The 19746-nt window shown below is 38.7% G+C and carries 13 protein-coding genes; 11 read left to right on the forward strand and 2 right to left on the reverse strand.

Annotated elements, in window-relative coordinates; translation table 11 throughout:
- Window positions 1-44: 44 nt before the first annotated feature.
- The 5 genes from FEE95_RS13710 to FEE95_RS13730 all read left to right on the forward strand — a co-directional run bounded on the left by FEE95_RS13710 (window position 45) and on the right by FEE95_RS13730 (window position 12455).
- Complete coding sequence (locus FEE95_RS13710; RefSeq protein WP_138658549.1) at window positions 45-1079, forward strand: LacI family DNA-binding transcriptional regulator; 1035 nt, start codon at window positions 45-47, stop codon at window positions 1077-1079.
- A 199-nt stretch (window positions 1080-1278) separates the two neighbouring features.
- Window positions 1279-4353: a SusC/RagA family TonB-linked outer membrane protein gene (locus FEE95_RS13715; RefSeq protein WP_138658550.1), complete on the forward strand. Its 3075-nt coding sequence runs from the start codon at window positions 1279-1281 to the stop codon at window positions 4351-4353.
- A gap of 27 nt (window positions 4354-4380) precedes the next feature.
- Window positions 4381-5943, forward strand: a complete 1563-nt coding sequence (locus tag FEE95_RS13720; RefSeq protein WP_138658551.1) for a SusD/RagB family nutrient-binding outer membrane lipoprotein — start codon at window positions 4381-4383, stop codon at window positions 5941-5943.
- Between the two features lie 182 nt (window positions 5944-6125).
- Window positions 6126-9359, forward strand: coding sequence for a VCBS repeat-containing protein (locus tag FEE95_RS13725; protein ID WP_212748436.1), 3234 nt, complete (start codon window positions 6126-6128; stop codon window positions 9357-9359).
- Between the two features lie 3 nt (window positions 9360-9362).
- Window positions 9363-12455, forward strand: a complete 3093-nt coding sequence (locus FEE95_RS13730) for a DUF5107 domain-containing protein (protein ID WP_138658553.1) — start codon at window positions 9363-9365, stop codon at window positions 12453-12455.
- A gap of 71 nt (window positions 12456-12526) precedes the next feature.
- Here FEE95_RS13730 and FEE95_RS13735 read toward each other — a convergent pair whose 3' ends face one another.
- Together FEE95_RS13735 and FEE95_RS22155 are read right to left on the reverse strand one after the other, a co-directional pair.
- On the reverse strand, window positions 12527-13378 hold the full coding sequence (locus FEE95_RS13735) for a DUF2911 domain-containing protein (RefSeq protein WP_138658554.1): 852 nt from the start codon (window positions 13376-13378) through the stop codon (window positions 12527-12529).
- A gap of 119 nt (window positions 13379-13497) precedes the next feature.
- Window positions 13498-14682, reverse strand: coding sequence for a T9SS C-terminal target domain-containing protein (locus tag FEE95_RS22155; protein ID WP_171037016.1), 1185 nt, complete (start codon window positions 14680-14682; stop codon window positions 13498-13500).
- 186 nt (window positions 14683-14868) lie between these two features.
- Between FEE95_RS22155 and FEE95_RS13745 the strand changes: the two genes are divergently transcribed.
- The 6 genes from FEE95_RS13745 to FEE95_RS13770 are packed head-to-tail and all read left to right on the forward strand — an operon-like array spanning window position 14869 to window position 19707.
- The gene (locus FEE95_RS13745; protein WP_138658555.1) at window positions 14869-15366 is read left to right on the forward strand and encodes an SRPBCC family protein; all 498 of its coding nucleotides are present in this window, start codon (window positions 14869-14871) and stop codon (window positions 15364-15366) included.
- A gap of 1 nt (window position 15367) precedes the next feature.
- The gene (locus FEE95_RS13750) at window positions 15368-16057 is read left to right on the forward strand and encodes an SDR family NAD(P)-dependent oxidoreductase (protein WP_138658556.1); all 690 of its coding nucleotides are present in this window, start codon (window positions 15368-15370) and stop codon (window positions 16055-16057) included.
- A 1-nt stretch (window position 16058) separates the two neighbouring features.
- Window positions 16059-17366: a cryptochrome/photolyase family protein gene (locus FEE95_RS13755; protein WP_138658557.1), complete on the forward strand. Its 1308-nt coding sequence runs from the start codon at window positions 16059-16061 to the stop codon at window positions 17364-17366.
- Between the two features lie 42 nt (window positions 17367-17408).
- Window positions 17409-17825, forward strand: coding sequence for a DUF1801 domain-containing protein (locus tag FEE95_RS13760; protein WP_138658558.1), 417 nt, complete (start codon window positions 17409-17411; stop codon window positions 17823-17825).
- Window positions 17826-17882: 57 nt separating this feature from the next.
- Window positions 17883-19310, forward strand: a complete 1428-nt coding sequence (locus tag FEE95_RS13765; RefSeq protein WP_138658559.1) for an amidohydrolase — start codon at window positions 17883-17885, stop codon at window positions 19308-19310.
- A 16-nt stretch (window positions 19311-19326) separates the two neighbouring features.
- Complete coding sequence (locus FEE95_RS13770; protein WP_138658560.1) at window positions 19327-19707, forward strand: GNAT family N-acetyltransferase; 381 nt, start codon at window positions 19327-19329, stop codon at window positions 19705-19707.
- The last annotated feature ends 39 nt before the right edge of the window (window positions 19708-19746 follow it).

Genomic DNA, 19746 nt, shown 5'->3' on the forward strand with positions numbered 1-19746 from the left:
AAACAGGCATTTAAAAATTATTGGATGCTTTGGAATGGTACTGTATGGATAAAAAATACACCATAAAAGATATCGCAGAACTAGCCGGAGTCTCGAAAGGAACAGTAGATAGGGTTTTGCATAGGCGTGGTAAAGTATCTCCAAAGGCCCTGGCCCGAGTAGAAAAAATCCTAAAGGAGATAGACTACCAACCTAACCCAATAGCAAGGAATCTAAAAAATAATAAAGTCTATCGTATATGTGTTCTAATGCCAGACCCAAAGGAAGATGCATATTGGTCTCCAGCAGTACAGGGTATTAAAGAAGCAGCCCGAGAATTTAAGCCATTTGGTGTATTGGTAAATACGTATTACTACTATACTTCGGAAAAAATATCTTTTATCGAGAAATCGAAGGAAGCATTAAACTCATCACCTGATGTGCTCTTGATGGCCCCAGTATTTCAAAAAGAAGCCCTAGAAATATTTAAACATTGTCAAGAGGCCGGAGTTTCCGTTGCTTTATTTAACAACTTAATAGAGGAGTTCAGTACGCAAAGTTTTGTTGGTCAAGATTTGACCCAAACCGGTCGGGTAGCTGCTGGTTTGATTCATAAGTTAGTAGATAATTCTTCGACTATTGCAATTCTTCATATCGATGAAGAAAAGCATATGAGTCTAAAAGAGAATGGTTTTAAGGCATTCTTTGAGGGCAGAAGTTTTACCCCTGAAATTAAAACTTTCAGTTTGCAAACATCGAATTATGAAGCCTTCAAAAAGCAAAGTATTGATCTCGTCAAAAACACGAACACTATTTCTTCGGTATTTGTCACAAATTCTAAGGCATATGTTTTCTTAAAGGCTATAAGTGGTATTAATAAAAATTTGACTATTGTAGGCTATGATTTATTACCCGAAAACATCAAATATTTAGAAAAAGGGCATATTGATTTCTTAATCCACCAAAAACCAAAGCGACAAGCCTATCTAGGAGTTGGTTACCTGGCGGAAAATTTCTTATTTGGAAAGCCAATACCAGAGGAAAACTTACTCCCAATTGACATTATCACCCCAGAAAATGTCATGTATTACCTCGATTAGATAAATACTCATTTTACTTGAAAGTTAACCCACCTTAGACTGCGGTTGCAAATAAATTTTAAAACTACAACGTTTTCGGCACAAACTATGTGTTCGTACACATTTTTACTTCAACATGTATATTTCTTAAAAAAATAGTTTAAATTCATAGAATATTAACTCAATGTTAAAACTAACAACATTATCAAAAAACAAAATTATGACTAAAAAACTGCTCTTATTTTTTGTGCTGGTTTTAGGGATTTACCCACTATTAGCTCAAACAAAGTCCGTATCCGGTAACGTTACCGATGCATCTGATGGTTCTCCCTTGCCGGGGGTTAACGTCCTTGTGCAAGGAACTACCAATGGTACACAAACTGATTTTGATGGAAATTACACTATTAATGTCGCTGAAGGTGGCGTTTTAGTATTTTCATACATTGGTACGGCAACTCAAACCGTAACTGTTGGGTCTTCAAATACCATCGATGTTGCTATGCAGGAGGATGCAAGTCAACTTGATGAGGTTGTTGTAACAGCCTTAGGTGTAAAAAGACAGAAAAAGTCATTGACCTATGCAACGCAGGGTGTTGATCCAAAAGGCATAGACGAAGCACGACCACAACAAAACTTGGTGAACAGTTTATCAGGTAAAGTTGCCGGTCTTTCAATTCAAACTTCAGGTAATGGGGTAAGTGGAGCTTCAAAAGTGGTTTTACGGGGTAATCGTTCTATTGCCGGTAGTAGTCAAGTACTTTATATAGTTGATGGGGTACCTTTAGGTGGTGATATTTCTGATATAAGCCCTGATGACGTTGCTTCGATAAACGTTTTAAAAGGAGCGAATGCCGCTGCACTATATGGTGCAAGAGCAAACAACGGTGCGATAATCATTACTACAAAGTCGGGTACATCCGATAGAATGACCGTTGATATTAGTTCAACTATTACTTCTCAAACTGGAAATATTCTTTTTGACTACCAAAATGAATTCGGACAAGGTAGTGGCGGAGTTTACAATGCTGCTTCTACAGGTTCATGGGGGCCGGCTTTAAATGGGAGTCAAGTTGATGCCTGGTTCCCTGGTAATTCTGCAGGACCATATTCATTCAGTCCTCAACCAGACAATGTGAACGATTTTATGCAAACAGGATTTAATTTAGCCAATAACCTTTCCATTCGTTCTGGTAATGAAAAAATGCAAACATTTTTCGGGTATACGCATGAGCTTAGAAATGGTATTGTTCCTGACAATGATTTGAAGAGGCACAATGTTAGTTTAAAGATTGACAACAATCTAATTGAAGATAAATTGGTTCTTAGTACAAAGGTAAATTATATACGAAGTGATTTAAATAACCTTGTAGATACCGGTGAGTCTTTTAGCAATCCATGGAGACATGCTTATCGTTTACCAAGGAATATCAGAACGGAAGATGCTGAATTTTATGCCTATACGGACAATGCTGGTAATACGCGTCAGAATTATTGGAAACCAGGAGACAATGGTGGTGCAAACCCTTACTGGACAATCAATAAGAACTTAAAGGAGATAATTGACAATAGGATTATCGGTTATATGTCTTTGAAATATAATTTTGCAGACAACCTTAGCCTCCTAGTTAGAACAGCTGTTGATCAAAGCAGCCAGTCAAGAGAAGACAGATTACATAACGACTCTTATATAATTGCTGATAATGGTAATTATGTTACTAGAAATGCAAGTCGTTTAGAATGGAATACCGATTTTCTTTTGAGCTATAATAAGGATATCAATGAAAATCTTGCTTTCAACTTGAATGTAGGTGGTAATAACCGTCAGGCCAATAGCAAGTTTGTTCGAACAAATGCAGGTGGCTTAAATGCTGCAAACATTTTTGCAATAAGCAACGCACAAAATCTTACGGCAAGCCAAGACCTTAGTAGAAGAGAAGTAAATTCTTTATATGCTTTTGGTCAAGTGGCTATGAAAGATGCGATTTTTCTTGATCTAACCTATCGTAGTGATTGGAGTTCAACCCTTCCTGCCGCAAATAGGAGATTTGATTATTATTCGGCTGGACTGAGTGCTGTCGTTTCAGATTTAGTTACCATGCCGGACTTTTTCTCTTTCTTGAAATTAAGAGGTTCCTATGCGGAGGTAGGCAATGATACCTCCCCATTTAACTTAACTCAAGTTGCTGATTTAAGAGCTGGGGGTTTTATTCAGTTAGGAACGCAACTTCCAAATCCTGATTTAAGACCTGAACGAACAAAGTCTTTGGAATTTGGTTTTGATGCACGTTTCTTAGACAGCAGATTAGGTCTTGATTTTACCTACTATAAAACAAATAGTATTGACCAACTATTTGGTCAACAAGTTCCGCAAGGTTCTGGTGTTTCTACTAAATTTATTAATGGTGCAGACATTCAAAATAATGGTGTTGAAATTATTTTGACAGGTACCCCGGTCAACACACCAGACTTTAGTTGGAATATTACCTTCAACTATGCCAAAAACAACAGTGAGGTTTTATCCTTGGCTGAAGGTCTAGAAACGTTAAGCTTTGGAGGTGATTTCTTTAGGAGATTTGAATTGAATGTTGGTGATGAATGGGGGAACGTTTATTCTAGAGGTTTTGCCAGGGATGCACAAGGCAGAGTTTTGGTTGCCGCTGATGGTACTCCAGAAGTTACTTCAGGTCAAGATGTTCTCGTAGCTAACTTCAATCCAGATTGGTTGGGCGGTATGAGCAATAACTTCACTTACAAGAATTGGAATTTCGGATTCTTAATCGATATCCGACAGGGAGGTCAGGTAGGTTCATTTACCAATGCAATCTTAGCCTCAGATGGCGCACTTCAAAAAACAGTTGCAGGTCGTGACGGGAGTTTGGTTTTTGGAACGAATGTTTTTCCGGAGTTAGAAGTTGTCCAAGAAGATGGAAGTGCCAATAACATTCAGGTCAACGCAGAGCAGTTCTGGGCCAAAGTAGGAGGAAGAAACTCCCCTGTTGGTGAAGCCTTCGTAGAAGATGCATCCAACATTAGAATGCGCGAGATGACCTTAGGATATAGTATCCCTCAATCCGTTTTAGGCGACGGCCCTTTTAGAACTGCTAAAATTTCTTTTGTAGGTAGAAACTTGTTCTTTATTTCAAATAAAGCCACAATAGACCCAGAAGTAATTACAAGCTCTGGTTCAGCAATTGGTTCAAATAATGACAGATCAGTAACGAGCTCTGACGGGTTTGAATCATTCGCTCCTCCAAACACTAGAAGTTTAGGGTTAAACATTAAATTCGGGTTCTAAAAAAATTGTAACTTTAAAGAAAAAATTATGAAAAAAGTATTAATGAAAATGGGGCTCGGAATTGTCCTGGTAGTTGCCTTTCTAGGCTGTACCGAAAATTTCGATGAATTGAATACTGACCCTCTGGCACTTGATATTGGTGCCCTAGAAGAAAGTCAGGTATTACAGGGGCAAGCTTTTGCGCAAGCGCAATATGTGTCTGTAAATGGTCTACACTGGAGATTTCAAATCTCACAGAACTTATTCTCCGATATTTGGACTCAGTATTATGCAACAACAGCTGCAGGTTTCGACTCTGACCGTTATGTTCAGGTAGGTCGTTGGGCCGATTTGGCTTGGGGTTCTTTTTACGGTCAAGCGGCACCACAGATAAAATTGGTTGAAGATTTATCCGAAGCTAATGGTAATCAAATTGGAAATGCGATGGCAAAAATCACAAGAGTACATGCCTATCACAGAATAACTGATTATTGGGGTCCGGTACCCTACTCTGCATTTGGTAATGGTGAATTGTCAGTACCTTACGATAACCAAGCAGATATGTATGCTGATTTCTTTACCACACTTGATGAGGCTGTTTCCCAATTAGGTGGTGGTGGATCTTCCTATGGTGGCAGTGACCGAATATTTGGTGGTGATGCTGCCAAATGGGCAACTTTCGCAAATAGTTTACGACTACGTTTGGCGATGCGAATCAGATATGTAGACCCGAGTAGAGCGCAATCAGAGGCCGAAAAGGCCGTTGCAGCTGGGGTAATGACCGATAATTCTCAAAACGCAAATGTCGCTGTCGATGATGTGAATAGAAATCCGCTAGAAACGATTACGGATTGGGGTGAATTCAGAATGAGTGCTACCATGGAAAGTATCTTAGAAGGTTATGGAGATCCTCGTATGCCTGAATATTTCGCTCCGGCAGCGGATGGTGATTCTGATGGAGACGGAAGTCCTTATGAGGGTTTACTTAACGGACAGACTAAAGTAGATTTGGAAACCAGTAAAAATGCTGGTCACTCAGATGTAGCCACTAAATTTATTGATGTTGCAAGAGGTGGAAGTAATCCTCCAATCGAATTGATGAATGCTGCTGAAATGTTCTTTTTAAGAGCAGAGGGTGCGTTGCAAGGATGGTCAATGGGCGGAACGGCTCAGAGTTTATATGAAGACGGTATAAGAGCGTCAATGACTCAGAAAACCGGTGCAGATGGAGGGTCAATTGATGCCTACATTGCTAGTACTGGTGTTCCTGTTGCTTTCGAACCTGGTGCAATGCCTGTTACTGATGTTCCTGTTGCATTTTCCGCAGATCCTGAGGAGCAATTTGAGCAAATAATAACTCAAAAATGGTTAGCCATCTTTCCAAATGGATGGGAAGCATGGGCAGAATTAAGAAGAACTGGATATCCAAAGCAGTATGCTAGAGTTCAATCTGAAAACCCAGATGTCGCAGCCGATGAAATCATGAGAAGAATGGTTTACGTCCAAAGTGAGTTCGATACTAACGGTGAAGCAGTTCAAGCTGCGATTTCAGGACCCGAGTTAGGTGGTGCAGATAAAAACAATACGAAGTTGTGGTGGGATAAAAGATAATCCAAACACCTTAAATTTTATTAAAGCACCAATACTTTCTTATTGGTGCTTTTTTAGTATTTCATAAATTGAGGTATTCTTTAAATCAACAATTCTAAACCAAGTCCATGCGGTTACGCGTATCTTTCTTACTTTGTGTTATTGTGCTGCAATTTTCGTGTAACAACGACGATAAAAGCAAAATGTTCACACTACTTCCTTCCAGTAAAACCAACATCAAATTTAAAAACATCATCAAGGAAACCAAACAATTCAATGTACTAGAATATGGATATTTATACAATGGTGGCGGAGTTTCAATTGGCGATTTAAATAATGATGGACTCCCTGATATTTACTTCACCGGAAATATGGTGGGTAGCCGATTGTACCTGAACAAAGGGGATTTTGAATTTGATGAAATTGCCGAAAAAGCTGGTGTTTTTGCCTCTGGATTATGGAATACCGGTACCACCATGGCTGATGTAAATGCCGATGGTTTATTAGATATCTATGTCTGCAGATCAGCAGCGAAAGACCCAGAAAAAAGAAAAAACTTGCTCTTCATCAATAATGGAGACTTGACCTTTTCAGAAAAAGGATCCGATTATGGAATTGACGATTCTGGCTATTCCACGCAAGCCACTTTTTTCGATTATGATAAAGATGGAGATTTAGATTTGTATGTCCTCAACCACTCTACACAAGAGTATGCAGGTTTCGGGCAAATTACAGCATCACTTAAGAATAAAAAGAATTTAGCCTATTCGGACAAACTCTATAAAAATGACAATGGAAACTACATTGATGTGAGTGATTCCGCAGGACTCATTTCAAACGTGCTTGGTTTTGGCCTTGGCGTAGCTGTTTCTGATTTAAATGGAGACGGATGGCCAGACATTTATGTTTCAAATGACTATAACGAACAAGATTACCTATATATTAATAATAAGAATGGCTCCTTTTCAGAAAGCCTCGAAAAGTATATAGGACACACCTCCTTATTTTCTATGGGTTCTGACATTGCTGACATTAACAATGACGGCTTTTCAGATATCATGACATTAGATATGCTTCCTGAGGGGAACTATCGTCAAAAAATGGTTTCTGGTCCGGATAACTATGATAAGTATCAAAAACTGGTGAGCTCTGGTTTTTATAACCAGACAATGAGAAATATGTTACAGCTCAATAATCAGGGAGAATCTTTTTCCGAAATTGGACAATTCTCCGGAATTTCAAATACAGACTGGAGTTGGGCCTCGTTATTTGCAGATTTTGACAACGATGGTTATAAAGATCTGTTCATCACAAATGGCTACAAGCGTGACTATACCAATATGGACTTCATAAATTATGCGGTACAGGCAAAACTGGAAGAGAACAAAACTGGTAATCAAACGGCCATCATGGAACTTTTAAATGAAATTCCATCAACTGTTGAAGAAAATTACACATACAAGAACAACGGTGACCTAACATTTACCAAAAAAAACACAGATTGGGGATTAAATCAAAAATCACTTTCAAATGGCGCCGCCTATGCCGATCTGGATAATGATGGAGATTTGGATTTAGTAGTGAATAATATCGAACAAGAGACCTTTGTTTATCGCAATAATAGTGAATCCTTTTCCTGGCAGAATTACTTGAAAATAAAATTAAGAGGAGAAAAGGGAAATACGTTTGGTATTGGAACCAAGGTTTCGTTGGCTGTTGGAGATAAAATCATAACTCAAGAAATGATGCCCACCAGAGGATACCAATCATCTGTTGATTATACCTTAACATTTGGCATAGGCGAAGATTCTATAAGCAGTCTTACCGTGGTTTGGCCAGATTTTAAAGAACAAACTATTCAAAATGTCGGGGCAAATCAAACTTTGATTTTAAATCAGAAAGAAGCGCATCAACTTCAGAAGGAAATACCTAATTATGTCGAGTCTTATTTCATAGATGTTTCAAAAGACACTTTAATTCCAATCGCTCATCGCGAAAACAACTTTGTAGATTTTAAAATTGAACAGTTCCTACCCCATAAGCTATCCACCCAAGGACCAAAAATAGCCAAAGGTGATATAAATAATGATGGTTTAGAAGATATCTACATTGGTGGTGCTAAAGGAAATATAGCACAGTTATTAGTGCAATCTAAGGATGAGGAATTCAAACCTTCAAATTCACCCCTTTTAGAACAAGACAAGGACTCTGAAGATATAGATGCTCTGTTTTTTGATGCCGATAATGACAAAGACCTTGATTTGTACGTTGTGAGTGGGGGAAATGAGTTTTCAATGGACTCTTCAGAATTACAAGATCGGCTGTACATCAATATGGGAAATGGTCGGTTCGAAAAGAAGGAAAGTTCCCTCCCACCAATGATTTCAAGTGGTTCATGTGTTGCATCTGGAGATTATGATTCAGATGGGGATTTAGATCTTTTTATTGGTGGAAGGCTAGTTCCTGGAAAGTATCCGACAGCTCCCAGGAGTTATGTACTACAAAATGATGGGAAAGGTAATTTTAAAGATGTGACAACGTCCGTCGGTAGCAAGTTAGAAAATATTGGAATGATTACAGATGCCCTATGGACCGACTTTACAAATGATGGTAATGCTGATTTACTTATAGTGGGCGAATTCCTTGGAATACGGGCTTTTGAAAACACCAATGGAAAATTAACAGAACTCCCAGATTCTTCTGGACTAAACAATTCCAAAGGTTGGTGGAATACTATAAAGCAAGGTGACTTTGATAATGACGGAGATTTGGATTATATCGCAGGTAACTTCGGTTTGAATTCTCAGTTAAAGGCAACCGTGAAAGAACCTGTGCAACTATATGTGAAGGATTTTGACAATAACGGTTCTCTCGACCCGATACTCTGCTCCTATATTATGGGTGGAAGTTATCCTGTTTTTTCCAAAGATGACCTTATCGGACAATTGCCTCAGTTAAAAAGAAAATATGTAAACTATTCAGACTATGCAAATCAAAAGATATCTGACATTTTCACATCTGAAGAGTTGTCAGAGGCAGATGTTCTAGAAGCTCAGACTTTCGCAACGAGCTACATTGAGAATTTGGGTAATGGTCAATTTAGTACTCGACCCCTACCCGCTCAGGCTCAATTTTCACCCATTTATGGTATTCTACTTCAAGATTTTAATTCAGATGGGAATCTAGATGTTCTTATGGCAGGAAATTTCTTTGGAACAAGAGTAAAGTATGGTAGGTACGATGCAAACAAAGGCATATTACTTCTAGGAGATGGAAAGGGAAAATTTACGCCCATCAATAACAAAGAAAGTGGACTCAATATAGATGGTCAAGTAAGAGACATCTCGGTTCTACAGCGCCAAGATGGTTCACATCTAATACTATTCGCGAGAAATAATGATTTTGTAAAGACGTATTTATTCAAACCAAAAAACTGACCCATGTGTAATAAAACCATTTTATGTATGCTTGTTGGCTGCCTATTGCTTCCATTCATTGAGCTACAAGCACAATCCGTGACCATAAAAGAAGAATTGGTTTCTTTACCAACCTATGATTTCGGCAAAGGAAATCCAGTTCCCATATTGGCAGAAAATCCGAAAATCTTTCCCTATTTCAAGTTTGAGGAGTACCAACATAATTCTAAAAGCAAGAATTGGAAGGTTGTTACCCTCGAAAATGAATATATCAAAGTTATGGTCCTGCCAGAAATTGGGGGCAAAGTTTGGGGTGCTATAGAAAAGAGTACAGGTGAAGAGTTTCTCTATAAAAATGAAGTTATAAAATTCCGAAATATAGCCATGCGCGGGCCTTGGACCTCTGGAGGAATTGAGTTCAACTTTGGTATTATTGGTCATCATCCATCCACAGCTACCCCAGTAGATTATTTAACGAGAACTAATCCTGACGGTAGTGTAAGTTGTATCGTAGGTAACCTTGATCTGCCCTCAAACACACGTTGGACGGTTGAAGTGCGGCTCGAAAAAGACAAAGCCTATTTTGAAACCAATGCCTCTTGGTATAACGCTTCTCCCCTAACTGAGTCATACTACAATTGGATGACGGCAGCAGCAGTGGCTACAAATGATTTAGAGTTCTTTATTCCCGGAAATGCCTATGTAGAACATAACGGAGATGCACACCCTTGGCCTATTGATGAGCAAGGTAGAAATCTTGCCATGTATAAGGAAAACGACTTCGGCCCGGCAAAATCCTATCATGTTGTTGGTGAATACAATGATTTTTTTGGAGGATATTACCACGACCGTAAATTCGGTTTTGGGCAATGGGCACCTTATGAAGAAATGCCAGGTCAAAAGTTATGGCTTTGGGCCTTATCACGTTCAGGTGGAATTTGGGAGGATTTATTGACCGATACTGACGGACAGTACATAGAATTTCAGGCAGGTCGCCTTTTTGACCAATATTTCCCCGGGGCGACAAATCCGATAAGCCAGGTGGGCTTTGACCCTTACATGATGGACAAATGGAGTGAAATTTGGTTTCCTATCAAGGAAATTGGAGGTATGGAAGATGCTTCAGAACATGGAGTCCTTAATGTAGAAATGGAAAATGGTGAACTATCGGTAGGCATCAATGCACTTCAAAAATTAGATGCTGAGTTACAAATCATAATCAATGGAAAAATAGCAATTGAAAAATTAGCTTTACAGCCTATGGAGGTTTTTAGTACCAAACATCCTGCAAATAAAGAGGATAGAATAGAAGTATATGTAGATGGAACAGAATTAGCCTACTCCAATGACCCTGAAAAAAATCATATCAAACGACCCTTTTATCCGGATAAAAATTTAAAGGTTTCTAAATCCGAAGAACTACTTTTTGCCGGAACAGAAGCCCTTGAGTACCGCGAATTTGACCTAGCGCATGAAAAGCTTAAGGAATTGGTAAAACTAGACCCATCACATCAAGCCGGTTTGGTAAAATTAGCAGAATTGGAATTCCGAAGAACCAATTATGATAAAGCTCTAGAACATATAGATACAGTTTTGCGGATGGATACGTACCAATCTGGGGCAAATTATATGGCAGCTATAACCTATCGTGTTAAAAATGATATCATAAATGCGCTAGAATCTTTCGGCTGGGCAGCACGGGACATCAAGTATCGGTCTGTGGCTTATGCGCAGATGGCTGAGATATATTTGAAAGAGAAGAATTACAAGCGTGCACAGATATATGCTAATAAAGCACTGGATTTTAATACCTATAATATTAATGCAAGGGAAGTATTACTATTAACTCATAGAAACTCAAAAGACAATGAAGGTTTTGATAAAGAACTTCGGGCAGTCTTAGAAATGGACCCTATGAACCATTTTGTAAAGTTCCAGGCTGACAAAAAATTTTTCAAAACGAATATTCAAAATGAATTCAAAGCGGAAACCGCTTTAAGACTAGCTTTAAGATTTATAGATTTGGGTTTAAAAAAAGATGCTTTATCAGTCTTGTCCATTGGACCTACAAGTCCTAAAAACCAATTGTGGAAGTCTTACTTACTGCAAAACTCAGAAACCAAGGAAAGTTTAGGTATTCTAAACAAAATGTCCGAGGAACCCGTAGATTTTGTATTCCCCTATCGAAGAGAAACCATTCCTGTACTAAAATGGGCAGTCAACCAGAATAAGAATTGGAAGTTCAAATATTATTTGGCTCTAAACTATATAGCAGTAGGCCGAAAAGAAGACGGGAAGAATGTTCTAAATAAACTCGGCACTACTCCAAATTCAGATATCTTTTATCGCTTTAGAGCAAAAATGAATTCTAAGACAAGTTTCGAAGACAACGCTAAGGACTATGATAAGGCATTAACCTTAAACTCCAAGGACTGGAAAGTCTGGGAGGAAAGTATTCAGTTTTACCTTAAAAATGATAAGTTTGAACTGGCACATGGTTTGTCTAAAAAAGCGTATCGAACTTTTAAAGACAATTACAACATTGGTTTGGCCCATGCAAAATCATTACTTAATAAAGGCCAGTTCTCAAAAGTACTCGATGTTCTGGAATCTATTCAAGTACTACCCTATGAACATGCAAGTGAAAGCAGAAGTATCTATGAAAGGGCCCACTTGGGAGTTGCTTTGGAGGCTATGAAAAGTAAAAAATATGACCAGGTGATATCTACATTACAAAAATCAAAGGAGTGGCCTGAAAACATTGGGGTCGGCAAGCCGTATACCCCTGATGAAAGAGCCTTAGATTTTTTGTTAGCAAAAGCTTATTCCAGTACTGGCAACTCTCAAAAAAGCAAGGAATTACTAGAGGCAGTTGTGGCTTACACCTTGTCACATTCAGAAAAAAATTCTTTAAATAATCTCTTTGGATTATTAGCAAACCAAAAAGACAAGAAACTACTAAGTCAATTAAAATCAAAAGTATCTGGAAACAATAAGAGTCAGTTAGCTTTAGACTTTTTTGAAGGAAACAAAAAAAGTCTAGAGCAATCGAAATTGCAAAACTTAGTTGCAGAAGATGTTTGGGAATTAGCGGAGTGGGCTACCAAAAACAAATAGGCAGATTAATCGCAAAAACAAACCCTCAGTTTTATAAGCTGAGGGTTCTTAATTTTACATATTCAGTTCACTTACATTGCTCCCCATTCCTTTAGAGAATCAGTATTCATTTTAACGTAGTCATCATTACCAGCTTCTTTGGCTGCTGCTAAAGATTTTTTAGCAGTCGCTATAGCTCCCTTTTTGTCACCTGCTTTTGCCTGAATAAGAGACTGTTGACGCAGTTGCCAGAAAGCTGGCTTTTCGGTCATGGACATAGATTTGTCCATCCACTCTTTGGCTTTGTTTATATCCTTGCCTTCGCTTGAATAGTATGTTGCAGCTGCATAATAATCACCTGCAGTTGGTCCGCCTAAGGCTCTCGAAATGTTCTTCTCAACGGCTGCATCAGTTGGTACTTCAAAGTTAACTGCTACATACGTATCTGACCACATCATACCAAGATTAGCTGAGTTTGAAGTAAGGTCATCAATGGTTATTGTGAAAGTTTCGATTACAACTCCTTCGGGCATTTTAATAGCAGGAACACTTGCCTTCGCAACTACTTTGCTATCATCCCAATCTCTAGGTGTTCCTCCACCTTGTGTATCAGTGTAGAAAAATACGTCCCAAGTAGTAGCACCTGGTTTTGTAAAAACCGAGTAAGTACCCGCCTTTACATCTTGACCTCCAATTTTTACATCTTCACTGAAGGTAACAAGAGTATATCCATTAGCACCTGTACGCCATAATTTGTCATAAGGAACTAAATCCCCAAAAATTGTTCTTCCTCGCATGGATGGTCTTGAATATTCCACGGTAACATCAGTAAGACCTACAGTCTGCATCAATTTAGATGATGGACTAGGTGCCGGGGTATTGATTTGGGCTTCCAAAGTAAATGAAGCCAAGGCAACAAATAAAAATAGTGTAAATTTTTTCATTTTGAAATTTTTAAAGTCATTCTCGCAACGGCGAGAATTTGGTTTTTTGTGTATGACAAATCTATACATAAACCATAGTCAGTATTGTTAAGAAAGTCTTAAATAAAATAGATGTGTACTTAGTCTTTGTAGAATGGAATGGACTTCTTACTATCTGAAAAATAGAAGGTTAGATAATATATTCCGTTTTGTAAAGTAGATAAATCCACACGATTATCTTCGATGTCACTACCTAATATATATTGTACTTCACGTCCTAGAGGGTCAAAAATGGATCGTTTAATTATAGGGGCTTCAATTCCGGATTTGTATTCCAAAAAATCAAACAACCTGCTCTTATACAGGATAATTTCATCATTCCCCAATTCAGGTTCTAAATCTGGATTAGGCTCAGGTTCAGGTTCGGGCTCAGGCTCGGGTTCAGGTTCAGGTTCCATTACTTCCGTCACATCAAACTTAAACAAGGTTGACTCCAACGTAATTGATGGAGTTGTTCGGGAAAAGAATTCCGAAGAAAAAAAGTAGGTATCTGCGTCTGAATAGGTTATCGCTTCAACTTGCGCTAAGCCAATGTTCAAAGTAGTTTTGACAACTTCATCGGAAAAGATGGAGGTATTAGTTGATAATATTTCAAAACTAGCAGTAAAAGGGCCTAGTGTAGCGGAGTATCCAATAAGAAAAAGCACGTTTGAAAATGGATTGTAAGTAGCACCTGTTACCAAACCTTCAATGGCATAACTATCTACTTTTGTAGCAATATGTTGTCCAGGAGTTTTGGGAATGGCATAAGCATCGGTACCGTTACTCTTCCATTGTTTGGTTAATACAATTAATTGGTCATTCCATACGAAAAAGGCTTCGGCATCCCAATCGCTATTACCAGTATCGCCAAAGTCGGTTTGATCCTCATAACTGAAGCTAATCACTTCTGCAGATACTGAATCAGATTCGTCATAGTCTTGTTTATTTATCCGATATATTGACAAATCGGTTCTTGTGCCTAGATTATTTCCAAAATCTCCAATATAGATATATTGTTCATCTTGAGCTAAGTCTTCCCAATCTGTATTTATTGCGTTCGTTATTGTAACAATTCTGGTAATTTGGTAGGATACGGTATCTATTTCAAAAAGTTGAGAAGTGTTTCCCGAATCGTTATGGGTAACTAATTTTCCATTATGGAAAATCAAACCTGAGGTTTCAGAAACTTCACTTGGCAAAATACTAAGGACTTCCGCATTTTCTTGAGAAAATAGGAAAGGACTCCATAAGATAAGGATAGAAAGAAAAAATCTAAATTTCATTGCCCAGGTTCTAGAGGAAAAGTACAAAATTGTTGCTTTAACTTATAAAATATAAGACCAACGGTATACTTTTAACTAACGCTGACTACATGCCTAAAGTATTTTAAATTCAACCCATTATTGTTTGTTTAACAATTTTTATTTTTAGTTGAACAAAAAGATCATATCTTTGGTCAAAATAAGTCTATGAAGCTATATCAATTGCATTCAAAACAGGTAATTCCTATCTCGCAACAAGAAGCTTGGGACTTTCTTTCAAGTCCTGCCAATTTAAAAGTAATTACACCTGACCATATGGGTTTCAATATACTAGCAGGCGGAGATAGACCTATGTTCGCCGGACAAATCATACAATACAAAGTCTCTCCATTTCCTGGCTATTCTACCAAGTGGGTTACAGAAATCACACACGTAAAAGAAGGTGAATATTTCGTAGACGAGCAGCGTTTCGGCCCATATGCACTTTGGCATCACAAGCATTTTATAAAACCGATTGAAGGTGGTGTTGAAATGGAAGACATTATTGACTATAAAATCCCCTTTGGGATATTAGGGCAATTGGCCCATCCCATAGTTGTAAAGAAACAACTCAAGCAAATTTTTAAATATAGAGAACAAAAACTACATGAACTCTTTGGAAAAATTGAAGGTATTCCCAATGAACTCCATTTAAATTCGATATGAAATGAAAAACATAGTACTTATTGGCGGTTCGCATGGCATTGGGTTTTCAATGGCAAAAATTTTAAACCAAGATTATAACATTTTTATAGCATCTAGAACGAGTGAAGGCCTCGGGGATTTAAATGTCACTCACATTCCTTTTGATGCTATTTCAGATGATTTGGATAGTACTTCATTACCTGAAGAAATTCATGGTTTCGCATACTGTCCAGGGAGCATCAACTTGAAACCTTTTAAAATGATGAGTTTGGAAACATTCGAAGAAGATATGCAACTAAACTTCTTTGCGTTGGTTAGGATAGTTAAAGCAGTCATGCCAAAAATGGTTGAAGGATCAAGCATGGTCTTTTTTAGCACCGTAGCTGTGGGTACGGGAATGCCATTTCACACTAGCGTTGCGGCAGCAAAAGGAGCTGTTGAAGGGTTTGCAAAGTCATTGGCTGCGGAGTATTCACCTAAAATTCGAATTAATGTAGTCGCTCCCTCCTTAGTTGATACCCCATTGGCCAAACGCCTCTTGAGTAATGATAGAAAACGTGAAATGATGTCTCAAAGACATCCACTGAAACGTGTTGGCGAGGCAGAAGACATTGCAAATATTGCAGTGTTCTTATTAAGCGACAAAAGCACTTGGATGACCGGACAAATCGTAGGCATTGATGGTGGAATGTCAACTTTGAACATCAATTAGTATGAATATAAAGGTGTCTATATTCTGGTTTCGACGCGATTTGCGACTTGACGATAATGTCGGTTTTTTTAATGCACTTAAGGGAGAACATCCAGTACTGCCCATATTCATATTTGATAAAGAAATTTTAGATAAACTTCCTCAAAATGACGCGCGTGTAAGTTTTATTTTTGATACCCTTCAAGAAATGCGAAGTGAATTGAAACAGCAATATTCAAGCGCTATTGCCCTTTATCATGGGAGCCCGAAAAATGTATTTAAAGCCCTTTTGCAGTCCTATGACCTACAAGAGGTCTTTACAAATCATGACTATGAGCCTTATGCACAAGAAAGAGATCAAGGGGTGGCCCAAATTTTAGATACAAAAGGTATACCGCTATTAACTTTCAAGGATCAAGTGATTTTTGAAAAGAATGAAATTACAAAAGATGACGGCAAGCCTTATGTGGTTTACACTCCCTTTAAAAACAAATGGAAAGAAAAATTCAATGCAAATGTGTTATCATCAAAAGACTCAAGAAGTCATCTTGAAAATTTAGTCAAAGAGGCCGACCTGCCCAATATGACCCTGGAAGCAATGGGGTTTGAAAGGTCTAAAATTAGTGTGCCAGGCTATACAGTAAACTCAAGGCTAATTAATAATTACGAAGCGACGCGTAACTTTCCTGCAAAGGAAAATGGCACATCGCGCTTAGGTCCGCATTTACGTTTCGGCACGGTTTCTATACGTCAAATGATTCAAAAAGCGATAGCGGAGGAAAATGAGGTCTTTTGGAGTGAGTTGATTTGGCGAGAATTTTTCATGCAAATTCTATGGCATTTTCCGCATACGGTTGACCAATCCTTCCGTCCAAAATACGACCGCATTGAATGGAGAAACAACGAAGCGGAGTTTGAAAAATGGAAAAACGGACAAACGGGTTATCCCCTGGTGGATGCAGGTATGCGAGAACTGAACACCACGGGTTACATGCATAATAGAGTGCGGATGCTAGTGGCCAGTTTTTTGTGCAAACATCTATTAATTGATTGGCGCTGGGGAGAAACCTATTTCGCAGAAAAGTTATTAGATTATGACTTAAGTGCCAATGTCGGCAATTGGCAATGGGCGGCGGGAAGCGGGGTTGATGCAGCACCATACTTTCGCATATTTAATCCCACCACTCAGATTGAAAAGTTTGACAAGCAACACGAGTATATCAAAAAATGGGTTCCTGAACTAGAGGAGCTTACCTATCCTACTCCGATGGTCGATCACAAAATGGCGCGCGAACGCTGTTTAAAAACCTATAAAGAAGCGGTCGCATAATCACTTTTCACTATATTTATGGACATGGTAATTTGACCAACAATGTCCGAGAACAAAACCATAGCCACCACAGCTTCAGCAAGAGCATTTTTAGACACGGTCGAAAATGAAACGAGACGTAACGATAGTTACACATTACTTGATTTGATTCAGAAAATTACTGGTCAACCTCCCGTTTTATGGGGGAATAGTCTTATTGGTTTCGGAAGCTACCATTACAAATATGATACTGGTCGTGAAGGCGATATGCTTATGGCAGGATTCTCCCCTAGAAAACAAAACCTTGCCATTTACAATACGGGATTTATTCGTTACCCAGATATAATGAAACGGCTTGGGAAGTATAAAGCAGGAAAATCTTGCCTCTACATCAATAAACTATCTGATGTCGATTTAGATGTGCTCTCCGAACTTATTGAAAAGGCCTACGACTATATGAACAAAAAGTATAATAGCTAACTCAAATAATTAAAAAGGATTTCCGTCTATTCGGAAACAAAACTAAACTACTTAAGAATGAAAAAATGCACTCTTTTAGGAATACTTATGCTCTTTGCCGCAACGGTTTCAGCGCAAAAAATGTCAAAAAATAAAAAGGCGGTTATTGCTTCTGTAGAGAAACATAAATCCGAATTAATTAAAATAAGTGATTCCATTTGGGCATTGGCAGAAACTGCTTTTAATGAATCGCAATCTTCAGCTGTTCTGGCGGATTATGCCGAAAAGAACGGGCTAAAAGTCACTCGAGGGGTGGCAAACATTCCAACGGCGTTTACTGCTACCTACGGTTCAGGAAAACCTGTCATTAGCATTTTGGGGGAATTTGATGCCCTTCCGGGGATTTCTCAAAAAGCACAACCGGAAAAAGAACCTTATAAAGAAGGTGCTGCAGGTCACGGATGCGGTCATAATATGTTTGGCACTTCAAGTCTTGGCGCGGCCATTGCCATAAAGGAGTTGATGGAAGCAGGAAAATTAAAAGGGACTATCAAATTCTTAGGTACTCCGGCAGAAGAAAAATTCTTTGCCAAAGTTTGGATGGTTGAAGCCGGTTTATGGAATGATGTTGATGTCAATCTAAGTTGGCACCCCAGCGCAGATATTGAAGCCGATGTGCAAAGTGGTTTGTCACTAATCGATTTTATTGTTGAATTCGAAGGGCAAGCTGCTCATGCCTCTATGGACCCATGGAATGGGCGTTCGGCATCTGATGCGCTTGAACTCTATACTACTGGTATAAATTACTATAGAGAACATATTTTACCATCGTCACGTATTCACTACCATATTCAAGATGGTGGTCAAGTGGTAAACGTTGTGCCTGATTATGCAAAACTATGGGTTCGTGTACGCGACCCTAAGCGTGCTAATATGTTGCCTACATACGAACGCGTCAAAGCGATGGCGGAAGGAGCTGCGATTATGGCCAATGTAGATTATAAAATCTCATTGGTATCTGGAATTTATGAAGTACTAGTAAATCGTTCTGGAGGCGCCATAATGCAAAAAAACTTAGAGCTTTTAGGCCCTATGTCGTATACGGCCGAGGAAGAAGCATTTGGCAAAGCAATTCAAAAAGCTACCGGCAAACCAGAGGTTGGCATGGATGCCTCAATAAACCCGCTGCGAGAAACACTAGAAACACCCGGTGGAGGTTCTACGGATGTGGGCGATGTCAGCTGGAATGTACCCAATATCAATTTAGGTGTGACAGTGGCTCCTAAAGGCACTCCATGGCACTCATGGGCCGTTGTAGCTTGTGGTGGAATGTCCATTGGTCATAAAGGAATGGTCTATGCTTCAAAAGCGTTGGGAATGACCGCAGTGGATTTATTTGACAATCCGAAGTTGGTAGATGAGGTGAAAGAAGAATTCAAAATGCGAAAAGGTGATGAAGTCTATGAGCCAATGATTGACGGCCCTCCTCCTATTGGAAAAAATTAAAACAATAACCGCAGAGATGGTCTGGCCGCTTCGACATGAAGTCATGTGGCCGGATATGCCGTTCGATTTTGTAAAGCTTCCGGAAGATTCGAACGGAACACATTTTGGACTCTTCGTAGCCAATGAATTGGTAAGCATCGCCTCCCTTTTTAAAACGGGAGAAGGTATCGCCCAATTTCGAAAGTTTGCCACAAAAATAGAAGAGCAAGGAAAAGGATATGGTACTAAATTACTTTTGCACTTGATTGAGAATGCGCAGGAAAAAGGTTTCCATACCCTTTGGTGCAATGCTAGAGTTGATAAAACTAATTTCTACAAAAAGTTTGGAATGTTAGAAACTGAGAAAACCTATACCAAACAAAATATAAAGTTTGTGATACTAAGAATGGTTCTTTAGCTTGTAGCTCTATATAGAACTAGTGAAATTCGAAAAGGA

This window comes from Maribacter algarum (ex Zhang et al. 2020) (genome assembly GCF_005885635.1).
GTDB lineage: Bacteria > Bacteroidota > Bacteroidia > Flavobacteriales > Flavobacteriaceae > Maribacter_C > Maribacter_C algarum.